The organism is Pantoea sp. sgz302252, from assembly GCF_047713085.1.
In the GTDB taxonomy this organism is placed as follows: domain Bacteria; phylum Pseudomonadota; class Gammaproteobacteria; order Enterobacterales; family Enterobacteriaceae; genus Scandinavium.
On sequence record NZ_JBLFJW010000027.1, the window covers coordinates 61,009 to 74,049 of the forward strand.

12 protein-coding genes, 2 tRNA genes and 1 rRNA gene are annotated in these 13,041 nt (G+C 52.8%); 2 read left to right on the forward strand and 13 right to left on the reverse strand.

The window, feature by feature from the left end; all coding sequences use genetic code 11:
* Window positions 1-40 precede the first annotated feature (40 nt).
* From ACLW56_RS18735 to ilvL, 9 genes are all read right to left on the reverse strand, one after another.
* The gene (locus tag ACLW56_RS18735; protein WP_330985236.1) at window positions 41-1,444 is read right to left on the reverse strand and encodes a PTS galactitol transporter subunit IIC; all 1,404 of its coding nucleotides are present in this window, start codon (window positions 1,442-1,444) and stop codon (window positions 41-43) included.
* 45 nt (window positions 1,445-1,489) lie between these two features.
* Window positions 1,490-1,768: a PTS sugar transporter subunit IIB gene (locus ACLW56_RS18740; RefSeq protein ID WP_330985237.1), complete on the reverse strand. Its 279-nt coding sequence runs from the start codon at window positions 1,766-1,768 to the stop codon at window positions 1,490-1,492.
* Window positions 1,769-1,772: 4 nt separating this feature from the next.
* Entirely contained in the window at window positions 1,773-2,285 is a 513-nt protein-coding gene (locus tag ACLW56_RS18745) for a PTS sugar transporter subunit IIA (RefSeq protein ID WP_330985238.1), read from the reverse strand.
* A 258-nt stretch (window positions 2,286-2,543) separates the two neighbouring features.
* The gene (gene ilvA / locus ACLW56_RS18750) at window positions 2,544-4,088 is read right to left on the reverse strand and encodes a threonine ammonia-lyase, biosynthetic (protein ID WP_330985239.1); all 1,545 of its coding nucleotides are present in this window, start codon (window positions 4,086-4,088) and stop codon (window positions 2,544-2,546) included.
* 2 nt (window positions 4,089-4,090) lie between these two features.
* Complete coding sequence (gene ilvD / locus ACLW56_RS18755) at window positions 4,091-5,941, reverse strand: dihydroxy-acid dehydratase (protein ID WP_330985240.1); 1,851 nt, start codon at window positions 5,939-5,941, stop codon at window positions 4,091-4,093.
* A gap of 60 nt (window positions 5,942-6,001) precedes the next feature.
* Entirely contained in the window at window positions 6,002-6,931 is a 930-nt protein-coding gene (locus ACLW56_RS18760; RefSeq protein WP_330985241.1) for a branched-chain amino acid transaminase, read from the reverse strand.
* A 17-nt stretch (window positions 6,932-6,948) separates the two neighbouring features.
* Entirely contained in the window at window positions 6,949-7,212 is a 264-nt protein-coding gene (ilvM, locus tag ACLW56_RS18765) for an acetolactate synthase 2 small subunit (protein WP_330985242.1), read from the reverse strand.
* Window positions 7,209-8,855, reverse strand: a complete 1,647-nt coding sequence (gene ilvG / locus ACLW56_RS18770; RefSeq protein WP_330985243.1) for an acetolactate synthase 2 catalytic subunit — start codon at window positions 8,853-8,855, stop codon at window positions 7,209-7,211. The genes ilvM and ilvG overlap by 4 nt, the downstream gene beginning before the upstream one ends.
* 139 nt (window positions 8,856-8,994) lie before the next feature.
* A complete protein-coding gene (gene ilvL, locus ACLW56_RS18775; protein WP_015966468.1) occupies window positions 8,995-9,093 on the reverse strand; it encodes an ilv operon leader peptide in 99 nt (32 codons plus the stop codon).
* Between the two features lie 328 nt (window positions 9,094-9,421).
* On the opposite strand from ilvL, the gene ACLW56_RS18780 reads away from it, so the two are divergent.
* On the forward strand, window positions 9,422-10,942 hold the full coding sequence (locus tag ACLW56_RS18780) for a YifB family Mg chelatase-like AAA ATPase (RefSeq protein ID WP_330985247.1): 1,521 nt from the start codon (window positions 9,422-9,424) through the stop codon (window positions 10,940-10,942).
* 185 nt (window positions 10,943-11,127) lie between these two features.
* On the opposite strand, the gene ACLW56_RS18785 is transcribed toward ACLW56_RS18780, so the two are convergent.
* Complete coding sequence (locus tag ACLW56_RS18785) at window positions 11,128-11,466, reverse strand: DUF413 domain-containing protein (protein WP_330985244.1); 339 nt, start codon at window positions 11,464-11,466, stop codon at window positions 11,128-11,130.
* A 106-nt stretch (window positions 11,467-11,572) separates the two neighbouring features.
* Between ACLW56_RS18785 and hdfR the strand changes: the two genes are divergently transcribed.
* A complete protein-coding gene (hdfR, locus tag ACLW56_RS18790; protein WP_330985245.1) occupies window positions 11,573-12,406 on the forward strand; it encodes an HTH-type transcriptional regulator HdfR in 834 nt (277 codons plus the stop codon).
* 92 nt (window positions 12,407-12,498) lie between these two features.
* Here the strand turns inward: hdfR and ACLW56_RS18795 are convergent.
* The 3 genes from ACLW56_RS18795 to rrf all read right to left on the reverse strand — a co-directional run.
* Window positions 12,499-12,574 (reverse strand) — tRNA-Trp (locus ACLW56_RS18795).
* A gap of 53 nt (window positions 12,575-12,627) precedes the next feature.
* Window positions 12,628-12,704, reverse strand: a tRNA-Asp gene (locus ACLW56_RS18800).
* Between the two features lie 233 nt (window positions 12,705-12,937).
* A 5S ribosomal RNA gene (gene rrf, locus ACLW56_RS18805) occupies window positions 12,938-13,041 on the reverse strand; the annotation flags it as partial.

Below are 13,041 nucleotides of genomic sequence, written 5' to 3' on the forward strand. Positions count from 1 at the left end.
CGGCGGAGCCTACCGCCAGAGATGAACACCGATTTCAGCATTACGCTTGCTGAGCGTTCTGCTGCGGTCCAGCTTCCTGTAGCGCCAGGCTGCTTTCGCGGCGCAATTCACGGGAGTAGAAGAAGTAGCCGCATGCCCAATAAATCGCGAACAGCAGCGGAACAACATTGCCCTCAAGGAACTTGAATAAGAATGAGAAGGCGTAGGTAAAGACCGGTGCGTCAATGGATGTGTTAGAAATCAACTGCCCGGAAGGTATGGTAATCGCTTTAGTCGCCAGACCCAGTTCTGTGATGATTGGCGCAAACTGCGTGCCCACGAACAAAAAGAAGGGCACGCCCAGAATACTCAAAATCACCATCCTTAATGTGTTTCCGCGGGTCACGAGATACGCAGGTACAACCAGTCCAATATTAATGATCCCGGCAAACGGTAAAATTTTATTTCCCGGCAGGATCAATGCCCATAGCAGAGTGAATGGAATGGCGACAATGATGGCAAACCAGATTTCACTGGCGCCTCCCATGAACGGCCAATCTATCCCCACGAACAATTTACGTCCAGAGAACCGCTTGTTCATGTAATCACTGATGGCCTCTGAAATGGGCGATAACGCTTGCATAAACAGCTTTGAGATCATCGGGAACAACACCAGCGCGGTTGCTGCCTGCACGCCTAACATCAGCGTTTTTGCCACGCTATAACCGGCAATGACGCCAAACAGAATCCCGAGAATAAAGCCAATCACATGATTTTCAGCAAATACCCCGACTTTGGCTCGTAGCGCTGTGGCATCCATCGGTTTATTGCAGACGGGAATTTTTCGTAGCAGCAAATCAAAAGGATGGTAAATGGCACCAAAGAACACCATGCGATGCGTGCAGGTCACACCAGGAATCCCCGTCAGCTTTTCAATGCGATGTTGATGAATATCGCCCGCGTTAAGCTCCATAATTATCTGGAATACCGCAATGAGAAACGCCACCGCCAGACTCCATACAGGGCCAAATAACGGCGTCGTCACGCTAACGACGATAAATGCAGTAAAGATTTTTCCCCAGACATTCCAAAGGTCGGCGTTGAACGTATCGGTTTTGTTCAACATCAGCATCACGATATTTACACCAACCTGAAGCGGGAACATGATAAACGCGTAAGGCCACGCCCAGGAAATGTTCGCCATTGTCGTCCAGCCAGCATCCACAATACTCAGCTCAAGGCCAGTCCGCTGCATCATGGTCTGCGCAGCGACACCGATAGCATCCACCATAAAGCCAATCAGCATGCTCATCCCGACAAACGCTACGCCGAGCGTGATTGCCGCCGAAGCCGCATCGCGGAATTTCATTCGTACCATCAATCCAGCTAATAGCATAATTGTGGGCACAAAAACCGGCGCGCCTAAATTCAGAATGTAATTTATGACTACACCAAGAAAGTCCATAGCACTTCTCCACTAAAATAATTATACGGATTAAAGAGCTACACCTTATTTACAGGCATCAATGACCTTTTGTAATTCTTGCTCCATGCCCATACCGGTCAGAAAGGCGATACCGTTAATTACAGGAATAGGATATGCCTTATCGACCTTCGTTATTGCGATATAGGCGGCACTGTCCTTAATATGGCTATCGAGAGATTTCAGGTCGATAACTTCAATTTTAATGTGCGACTGATTCCGTTCATTTAATAAACGGGAAACCTTACTGGCAACGGTTTGCGACGTCGCAACGCCGCTTCCACAGGCAACAATGACTTTTTTCATCTTATCAATCCTTATCTAATTGCAGTCTTGATGTGAGGGTACAAAGAAAGGTATCTACATCTTCTTTTTCACATAGCACCTGGATCACCTCTTCATCTGCAAGGCAATCCATCAGTTTTTGCAGTGCCGACAGATGGCTGCTATGGTCAACAAAACCAAGTAAGACAATAAAGTGGACGTAAAGCGTTTTCTCGTCATTACCCATTTCATGCCAGGCAAGGGGCTGCGACAGGCGCGTCACGGAGATAAAGGGGCGGATCACATGCTGGGGATCGGTATGTGGAAGGGCTATCGCCACCGGCACCGTGGGTAAACCGGTGGGGTATGCTTTTTCACGTGCGGCGATCGCTTCAAGAAAAGAGCCGCGCACAAAACCCTGTTCTTTCAGGAGCAAAAATATTGAAGAAAAATAATCCATGGCGTTGGCGTAATGCTTATCAAGAAATGTGAGCTGAGGCAGAAAATATTCACGCCCTTGCGCATTTTCATTTGCGGCATCAATTATATTCGCACACATCCGAATATCCCCTCTAAGCGCTAAGAATTAACTAAGGACAATATTAATTCAGACCTTCTGGTTGAGCGACAAGTATTGCCCCCAAAAGATGTGCGCAGTGTGGCGCAACGCGGTGAGCGTTTTATTATGAATGACATCACATTTTTGTCGTAGAGATCTGCTGGCAGAAAAAACAGGCCATGCGGGAAAATATAACAGAGAGGAAAAAGTAAGATGACAGGGGATAATCCTCATCGATCATCCCCTGTTTAACACACGTTAACCTGCCAGGAAGAAGCGGAACGCCGGGTTATGGGTTTCGTCGTGACACTCATAGCCCAGTTCATTCAGACGTATTTCGAAATCTGGCTCGTGCTCGCCCAGTTCAAATGCGGCCAGTACGCGACCATAGTCGGTGCCGTGGCTGCGGTAGTGGAACAGCGAAATGTTCCAGTGCGTGCCCAGGGTGTAGAGGAACTTGAGCAAGGCACCCGGTGATTCCGGAAACTCAAAGCTGTAAAGACGCTCCTGCAAGGGCTTCGATGGACGCCCGCCGACCATGTAGCGAACATGCAGCTTCGCCATTTCATCATCGGAAAGATCGACCACGCTGTAGCCACCGTCATGCAGCAGCTTGAGGATCTCTTTACGCTCCTCCAGCCCGCGACTGATCCGCACGCCCACGAAAATACAGGCGTCTTTGGCATCGGCAAAACGGTAGTTGAACTCAGTCACTGAACGACCACCCAGCAGCTGGCAGAACTTCAGGAAGCTGCCCTTCTCTTCCGGGATCGTGACCGCCAGCAGCGCTTCTCGCTGCTCGCCCAGTTCACAGCGTTCCGAGACATAACGCAAACCGTGGAAGTTAACGTTAGCGCCGGAAAGCACGTGCGCCAGACGCTCGCCGCGAATGTTGTGCTGCGCGATATATTTCTTCATCCCCGCCAGTGCTAAGGCACCAGACGGTTCAGCCACTGCACGCACGTCTTCGAACAGGTCTTTCATCGCCGCGCAGATGGCATCGCTGTCCACGGTAATAATATCGTCGAGGTATTCCTGGCACAGACGGAATGTCTCATCACCGATGCGTTTTACTGCCACGCCTTCAGCAAACAAGCCTACGCGCGGTAAATCTACCGGATGGCCTGCATCCAGCGCTGCCTTCAGGCAGGCTGAATCTTCGGCTTCAACCGCAATCACTTTGATTTGCGGCATCAGCTGCTTGATTAACACCGCCACGCCTGCTGCTAAACCACCGCCGCCAACGGGCACAAACACGCGATCGAGATGCGCATCCTGTTGCAGCAATTCCAGCGCCAGCGTGCCTTGCCCGGCGATCACCATTGGATGATCGAACGGGGGCACCCAGGTAAAGCCCTGCTGTTCGGCTAACTCAATCGCTTTGGCTTTCGCTTCATCGAAGTTCGCACCGTGCAGCAACACTTCACCGCCGAATCCCCGTACCGCATCGACTTTGATATCTGCCGTTGCCACTGGCATCACGATGAGCGCTTTCAGACCCAGACGAGCGGACGAAAACGCCACCCCTTGCGCATGGTTGCCTGCGGATGCAGTAATCACCCCACGAGATTTCTGCTCTTCCGTCAGGCCCGCCATCATCGCGTAAGCCCCGCGCAACTTGAAGCTGTGCACCGGCTGCCGGTCTTCACGTTTCACCAGAATCACGTTATCGAGACGCGACGAGAGCTTGTCCATCTTCTGCAACGGCGTGACCTGGACAGCCTCATAGACTGGCGCGCGCAGGACTGCCCTGAGATATTCCGCCCCCTCGGGGGCGGCGGATAGCGGTTGGGACTCGGCCATGATTAACCCCCGAGCTTAGATTTGTCGCGTACTGCGCCTTTATCGGCACTGGTCGCGAGGCTGGCATAAGCGCGCAGCGCAAAAGAAACCTCGCGTTGACGATCGCGTGGCGTCCAGGCTTTGTCACCCCGGGCTTCCTGGGCTTCGCGACGCGCAGCAATTTCCTGGTCGCTCAGTTTCAACTGGATGCCGCGGTTCGGGATGTCGATGTCGATCAGGTCGCCGTCTTCAATGATGGCGATGTTGCCGCCACTGGCCGCTTCCGGAGAAACGTGGCCGATGGAAAGACCGGATGTCCCGCCAGAGAAGCGTCCATCCGTGACCAGCGCACAGGCTTTACCGAGGCCCATGGATTTCAGGAAGGTGGTTGGATAAAGCATTTCCTGCATGCCAGGCCCGCCTTTCGGCCCTTCGTAACGAATCACGACCACGTCGCCCGCGACAACTTTGCCGCCAAGAATGGCTTCAACGGCATCGTCCTGGCTTTCGTACACTTTTGCCGGGCCGGTAAATTTCAGGATGCTGTCATCCACACCGGCGGTTTTAACGATACAACCGTTTTCCGCGAAGTTACCGTACAGCACAGCCAGGCCGCCGTCTTTGCTGTAGGCATTTTCCAGAGAGCGGATACAGCCTTCGGCACGGTCATCATCCAGCGTGTCCCAACGGCAGCTCTGCGAGAATGCCTGAGTGGTACGAATCCCAGCCGGGCCAGCACGAAACATGCTTTTCACTGCATCGTCTTTGGTCAGCATCACGTCGTACTGGTCGAGCGTTTGTGGCAGAGACAGACCCAGCACGTTTTTCACGTCGCGGTTCAGCAGCCCGGCACGATCCAGTTCGCCCAGAATACCGAGCACGCCACCTGCACGGTGAACGTCTTCCATGTGATATTTCTGCGTGCTTGGCGCAACCTTACAAAGCTGCGGAACCTTGCGGGAAAGCTTGTCGATGTCGCTCATGGTGAAGTCGATTTCAGCTTCCTGCGCTGCCGCCAGCAGGTGCAGAACGGTGTTGGTAGAACCGCCCATCGCGATATCCAGCGTCATGGCGTTTTCAAACGCGGACTTGTTGGCGATATTGCGTGGCAGTGCGCTGGCATCATCCTGCTCGTAGTAACGCTTGGTCAGTTCTACGATGCGCGTGCCGGCATTGAGGAACAGCTGTTTACGATCGGAGTGAGTTGCCAGCAGAGAGCCGTTTCCTGGCTGAGACAGGCCCAGCGCTTCGGTCAGGCAGTTCATCGAGTTGGCGGTGAACATCCCGGAACAGGAGCCACAGGTCGGGCACGCGGAACGTTCAATCTGATCGCTTTGCTCGTCGGAGACTTTTGGGTCAGCGCCCTGAATCATCGCGTCAACCAGATCCAGCTTGATGATTTGATCGGAGAGTTTAGTTTTCCCGGCTTCCATCGGGCCGCCGGAAACGAAGATAACCGGAATGTTGAGGCGCAGAGAGGCCATCAGCATCCCCGGGGTGATTTTGTCGCAGTTGGAGATACACACCATGGCGTCGGCGCAGTGTGCGTTGACCATGTACTCCACGGAATCAGCGATCAGTTCACGCGATGGCAGCGAATACAACATGCCCCCGTGGCCCATCGCGATACCGTCATCAACGGCGATGGTGTTGAACTCTTTCGCGACGCCACCGGCGGCTTCGATTTGCTCTGCAACCAGTTTACCCAGGTCGCGCAGATGGACGTGACCCGGCACGAACTGGGTAAACGAGTTCACGACGGCAATAATCGGTTTGCCGAAATCGGCATCGGTCATTCCGGTGGCACGCCACAGCGCGCGGGCACCCGCCATATTTCGGCCGTGGGTGGTAGTGGCGGAACGGTACTTAGGCATGCTCTGTTTACTCCCGTCTGACTGTTTAGCGGGACGGTGCGTGCCGTCCCGAATTTATGCTTATGGATTAACCTGATCCAGCCAGCCGTACTTGTCTTCGGTTTCCCCGGTGAAGAGGCCAAAGAAGGCTTGCTGAATGCGTTTGGTAACCGGGCCACAGCGGCCTTCACCGACCTGAATGCCATCAACGCTGCGAACCGGGGTAATTTCTGCCGCGGTACCGGACATGAACACTTCATCTGCCAGGTAGAGGGATTCGCGCGACAGAACCTGCTCACGGACTTCGATGTTGAGGTCTTTCGCCAGCTTGATGATGGCATCACGGGTGATACCCGGCAGTGCGGAAGAGGTGAATGGTGGAGTGAACAGAATGCCATCTTTCACTTCAAACAGGTTTTCTCCCGCTCCTTCGGAGATATAGCCGTTCACATCCAGCGCAATCCCTTCCTGATAACCATGACGACGTGCTTCGCTGCCTACCAGCAATGAGGAGAGATAGTTACCCCCGGCTTTTGCGGCCGTTGGGATGGTGTTGGGTGCTACGCGATTCCAGGAGGAGACCATCGCGTCAATGCCCTGATCCAGCGCTTCTGCGCCGAGGTATGCGCCCCACGGGAACGCCGCGATGATAACGTCGGTGGTGTAGCCCGCGGGCGGGTTCACGCCCATACCAACATCGCCAACAAATACCAGAGGACGGATGTAAGCGCTGGTCAGGCTGTTTTTGCGGATAACCGCACGGCAGGCTTCCATCAGTTCATCAACGCTCTGGGAAACCGGGAAACGGTAGATTTTGGCTGAGTCATGCAAACGCTGCATGTGTTCACGATGACGGAACACCACCGGGCCTTTGTGAGAGTCGTAGCAGCGGATGCCTTCGAACACGGAAGTGCCGTAGTGCAGCGCGTGAGACATCACGTGTACCTTCGCCTCACCCCACGGAACCATCTCACCGTTGAACCAGATGTAATCAGCTTTTTTCGTCGTCATTGTTCTTCCTTTTGCGCTCAGGCGCGGATTTGTTGTGATGATGTTTTTCGTTGCTGGATGTCGACGTGAGCAACATCCACCAGTTTGCTTAACTGGCTAAACAGTAATTCGACAGGGCGAAGACTGGCAACGGTCAATTCGATATTTATGTTCTGCGCGTCACTGCCCGTTTCCATATTCATGGCACAAATCTGGAAACCACGATGGCGTACCACACGCAAAACACGTTCTAACGTTTCAGGGTTGAAGCGGGCCTGCACGGCGACCTGATGGTGCATCATGATAATTTCTCCAGCATTTCAGCATTACTGGCGCCCGGGGGAACCAGTGGCCAGACGTTTTCAAGTTCGTCGATTGAGACATGAAGCAGGTAAGGCCCTTTGCTGTTCAGCAGAGTATCGAGCGCCGCTTCAACCTGGTCTTTACGGGTGATGTGCTGGCCAGGGATGCCAAATGCATTGGCCAGCATGAGGAAATCGGGGTTATCGGTGAGCGTGGTTTCGCTGTAACGCTCCTGGAAAAAGAGCTGTTGCCACTGACGAACCATCCCTAAGCGCTGGTTATCCAGCAGAACGATTTTCACCGGCAGCTGCTTGCGTTTCACGGTGCCAAGCTCCTGCACGTTCATCATGAAAGAGCCGTCACCGGAGATACAGATAACGGTGTCTTCCGGGCGCGCCACCTGCGCACCTACGGCAGCTGGCAAGCCGAAACCCATCGTGCCAAGGCCGCTGGAAGTGATGAAGTTTTCCGGGCGAGTGTAAGTCATGTGCTGCGCCGACCACATTTGGTGCTGACCGACGTCGGTGGTGACAACACTGTCTGCCGGTTTGCGATCGGAGAGCTGTTTGAGCAACAGCGGCGCGTAAATGGCTTCGCCAGGATGGTCGTAATGCCATTCATACTCTGCCCGTAAATCTGCTGCATGCTGGCGCCAGTCATTGATATCCAGCGTCTGTTGCAGGGCAGGTAACAGGGCGTTTAACTCCCCCTGCAAACCGACATGGGCCTGACGCAGTTTATTCAGCTCCGCCAGATCGATATCCATGTGAATGACTTTGGCGTGTGGAGCAAATGTGTTCAGTTTGCCGGTCACGCGATCGTCAAAACGAGCGCCGACGGCTATCAGCAAATCGCATTCCTGAACGGCGAGATTCGCCGCCTTGGTTCCGTGCATGCCGAGCATCGCCAGATAGTACGGGTAATCTGCCTCTACGGCGCCGAGCCCTTTCAGCGTGCAGGTAACAGGCATCTGCGTGACGGCAATAAACTCACGTAATGCCGGAACAGCCTGTGCCATTCCTACGCCACCGCCGACATACAGCATTGGCTTACTGGCCTGGGCGATCATCTGACGAGCCTGAGCAACGTCGGCGTGCGGGAAATTGTTTTCATCTTCGACGGTGGAGAAATGCGGTTCCAGATCGGCGCTGGCGACCTGAATATCTTTCGGGATATCAACCAAAACGGGGCCGGGGCGGCCTGAATTTGCTATCTCAAACGCTTCAGCCATGACTCGCGGCAGCTCTTCCAGTGACTGAACCAGAAAGCTGTGCTTAGTGCAGGCCAACGATAAGCCCAACACATCAACTTCCTGGAAAGCATCGGTACCGATAAACGGTGAGGCGACCTGCCCGGTGATGGCAACCACCGGCACCGAATCGAGCAGCGCATCAGCAAGACCGGTTATCAGGTTGGTGGCTCCTGGCCCTGAAGTCGCCATGCAGACCCCGGTTTTTCCGGTTGCCCGGGCGAAACCGATCGCCGCCATCGCTGCGCCTTGCTCGTGGCGACACAGTAGGTGTTCCACGCCGCCGTCATACAACGCATCGTAAATCGGCATAATTGCGCCACCCGGATAGCCGAATACGGTCTCGACTCCCTGCGCTCGCAACGCATGTACCACCCACTGAGCCCCATTCATAGTTACATCCCCGCCGCTAATCGCGAGAAACAGAATTTTATGCTACTCATCATACTCTGCTCCGCTTTGCTGATTCTGAGTCATAAAAAAACCCCCGGACCTTTCGGTGCGGGGGTCTTAGTTCGTTAAGGCTTGATTCTTAAGCCTTTCCTCGTCCAAGTGCAGCCCCGCACGGTGGGATAATAATCACCACCACGCTAATCACGACCAGGCTAATCACTCGTAGAAGGGCTTTCATTTTCTGTACTTTCTGGCTTCTTGTTCGAAGGAATACCTAAAGAGTTACCACAGACACGAAGACAAACACAAGATTTTTTTATGACCCACTTCATGACTATGCTAACAATTTCGATAAAAATGATTGTTTTTTATAAGAAATAATCGAGATGAAAACTTTTCACCCTTTAATCCCTTCACACACCTTAAATAAATTTTCGATCTGGCTTCTAACTTTCCGCAATTAGCTGCAAAAATCGCAATATTTCATGGAAAAGGATCGCAACGTGCGCAATGAGCGCATTGTTGAAGAAGGGCAATGCGGGATACTGCCGGTGAAAGGAGACACTATGGCATTGTCGATTGTATACACGCGTGCAGCGTTAGGGGTGCATGCTCCGCTTATCACCGTAGAAGTGCATATCAGTAACGGGCTGCCCGGTTTAACGATGGTCGGGCTGCCGGAAACCACAGTGAAAGAGGCCAGGGATCGGGTCAGAAGTGCAATCATCAACAGCGGCTATGAATTTCCGGCAAAGAAAATCACCATCAACCTGGCCCCTGCAGACTTGCCAAAAGAGGGTGGGCGATATGATTTGCCTATCGCTATCGCGCTTCTGGCGGCCTCTGAGCAGCTTCAAACCAATAAGTTGAGTCAATATGAGCTAATCGGCGAACTGGCGCTTACAGGTGCCTTACGTGGGGTAACAGGCGCTATTTCTGGTGCCATGGAGTCGCATAAGGCTGGCCGGCAGATTGTGCTGGCCGCGGAGAATTCCGCTGAGGTCGGGCTGATTGGCGGAACAGACTGTTTTATTGCCAACCATCTTCAGGAGGTTTGTGCTTTTCTTGAGGGGCGGTTTGAATTAGAGCATCCACAGGCAGAACCTGAGACAGAAGAATTTCAGGACGCAGATATCAGCGACGTGCTGGGGCAGCAGCAAGGAAAGAGAGCGCTAGAGATAACCGCTGCGGGTGGACACAATCTGCTGCTTATCGGCCCGCCTGGGACAGGAAAAACCATGCTGGCCAGCCGTTTACCCGGCATATTACCTTCCCTGAGCACGCAGGAGGCCCTGGAGAGTGCGGCTATATTCAGCCTGGTCAATGCAACCCATATGCAAAAACAGTGGCGTAAGCGGCCATTCCGCTCGCCTCATCACAGTGCATCACTGACGGCAATGGTTGGCGGAGGTTCTATTCCCGCCCCCGGGGAAATATCTTTAGCGCATAACGGCATTCTGTTCCTCGATGAACTGCCTGAATTTGAGCGCCGCGTGCTGGACGCACTGCGTGAGCCGATCGAATCAGGGCAAATTCACATCTCACGAACGCGAGCCAAAATTACCTATCCCGCCCGCTTTCAACTGATAGCGGCAATGAATCCTAGTCCCACCGGGCACTACCAGGGCAATCATAATCGCAGTTCACCTGATCAGGTTCTGCGCTATCTGGGAAGACTTTCCGGTCCTTTTCTCGATCGCTTCGATCTGTCTCTTGAAATCCCACTGCCGCCCCCAGGGCTACTGACTCAACCGCCAGAATCAGGTGAAAGCAGTCAACTTATCAAACAACGTGTCGTTGCGGCTCAACACAGGCAGTTCATGCGACAAGGTAAACTCAACGCACTGCTGGAAAGTAACGAAATCAGGCTCAGGTGTGCACTACGGGACGAGGATGCAAGCTGGCTGGAACAGGCTTTAACTAAAATGGGGCTTTCTATCCGCGCCTGGCAACGGCTGATTAAGGTGTCACGCACCATCGCCGATCTTGCGGAAAGTGAGCACATCAAAAGAGAACATCTTCAGGAAGCGCTTGGCTATCGCGCTATCGAAAGGCTGCTTATTCATTTACAGAAAATGATGGCGTAAAAAAGGGGCTTTCGCCCCTTTCAGATTGCTGACAAAGAAGGAAAAAGCGTGGTTTTTCCTTCTTTGTGGTGAGCTGCCGAAAATCAATGAATTGATTTTCCTTATTTTTTGTTCTGCCACCCATGACAAAACTTCATTCGTTAGAGGTTTGTCATCAGTCTCAAAGGGCTTTCGCCCCTTTCTCATCAATCATCGCTTTCGGTGTAGTCTTCTGCACCTTCAGCCTGCGGTTTCCCGCCCGACAGCGTATGAAAACGCTTCGGACGCTTGATGCGTGCCATGTACTTAATCCACACACGCTCAATTTCTGTTACTGGCTCACGTTCACCGCGGCATACCGCCACAAACTGTTTTTCGTCTTCGGTTGCAGGCTCACGTTTACCCAGATCCAGCTCATTAAACGCATAACCGTGACGTTCCAGCAGTTGGGCTTCTTTAATGGTGAAATCACCATGACGAGAGAATCCACGCGGATAATTTTTATTGTCGAAAAAACGATTAGTCGTCGTAAAGCTTTCCGCCATCCTACACGCTCCTGATTCTTTGGCTGAGCTATTTATGGCGCGGAGTATTAGTTACGCTTGACAGAGCGTCAAACAAAACATTTAAATCAACACGACAAATAATTTTGTGGAGAAGGTTGTGGATACGGAATTGCTAAAAACTTTCCTCGAAGTGAGCCGTACTCGTCACTTCGGCCGCGCAGCAGAGGCTTTGTACCTGACGCAGTCGGCTGTCAGCTTTCGTATTCGTCAGCTTGAGAACCAGCTTGGCGTAAATTTATTCACCCGCCATCGTAATAACATCCGACTTACGCCGGCAGGTGAGAAACTTCTTCCCTACGCCGAAACACTGATGAACACCTGGCAAACGGCCCGTAAGGAAGTGGCCAGCACATCACGGCATAATGAGTTTTCTATTGGTGCCAGTGCGTCGCTGTGGGAGTGCATGCTGAATAGCTGGCTGGGGCGACTTTACCCTTTGCACGGCACACTTCAGTTTGAGGCCAGGATCGCGCAGCGGCAGTCGTTAGTAAAACAACTTCACGAGCGCCAACTGGATCTTCTGATCACCACTGAAGCGCCCAAAATGGATGAATTCAGCAGTCAGTTATTGGGGCACTTTACGCTCGCCCTTTACTGTGCCGCCCCCTCACAAACGAAAGCAGACCTGAACTATCTTCGTCTGGAATGGGGCCCTGATTTTCAACAACATGAGACAGGGTTAATTGCTTCAGACGATATCCCTGTGCTCACAACCAGCTCGGCTGAACTGGCTCGCCAACAGCTCAAACCTTTAGAGGGATGTACCTGGTTGCCCATGAACTGGGCAAAAGAGAGAGGTGGCCTTCATACCGTGTCTGACAGCGCCACTCTTTCCAGGCCGCTGTATGCAATCTGGCTGCAAAACAGCGATAAGCAAGTTCAGACCCGCGAGATCCTGAAAACAACGGTGTTGGAATAACCTGACGTGGCGTATTCTGGCAGGAGTTGCCTGCCAGTTTGGTAAACGACAGACGAAAAAAAATCCTTTGCCGAAGCAAAGGATTCTTAATATGGCAGGGGCGGAGAGACTCGAACTCGCGACACCCGGTTTTGGAGACCGGTGCTCTACCAACTGAGCTACGCCCCTAAATCACGCTTACGATTAAGCCCGCAACAAAGCAGGCTTAACATTTAAATAAGTGGCGGAACGGACGGGACTCGAACCCGCGACCCCCTGCGTGACAGGCAGGTATTCTAACCGACTGAACTACCGCTCCACCGAATACTGTCTTACTGCTACCGGTTGTCACCCCGGCTTACTGCTTTAACTGTCGAACCCTTCACAGCATTACTGTGACTGCGTTCTTAATTTGATGCCTGGCAGTTTATGAGTCACTTTGTGACTCACCCTTCGGGCTGTTGCTTTGCAACATTCAAAAGCATTCGCTTTTGTCCTACTCTCATCGAGTAGTGAACTGCCCCGAAGGCTGTTCAGGTTTTTCAATTTGATGCCTGGCAGTTCCCTACTCTCACATGGGGAGACCCCACACTACCATCGGCGCTACGGCGTTTCACTTCTGAGTTCGGCATGGGGTCAGGTGGGACCACCGCGCT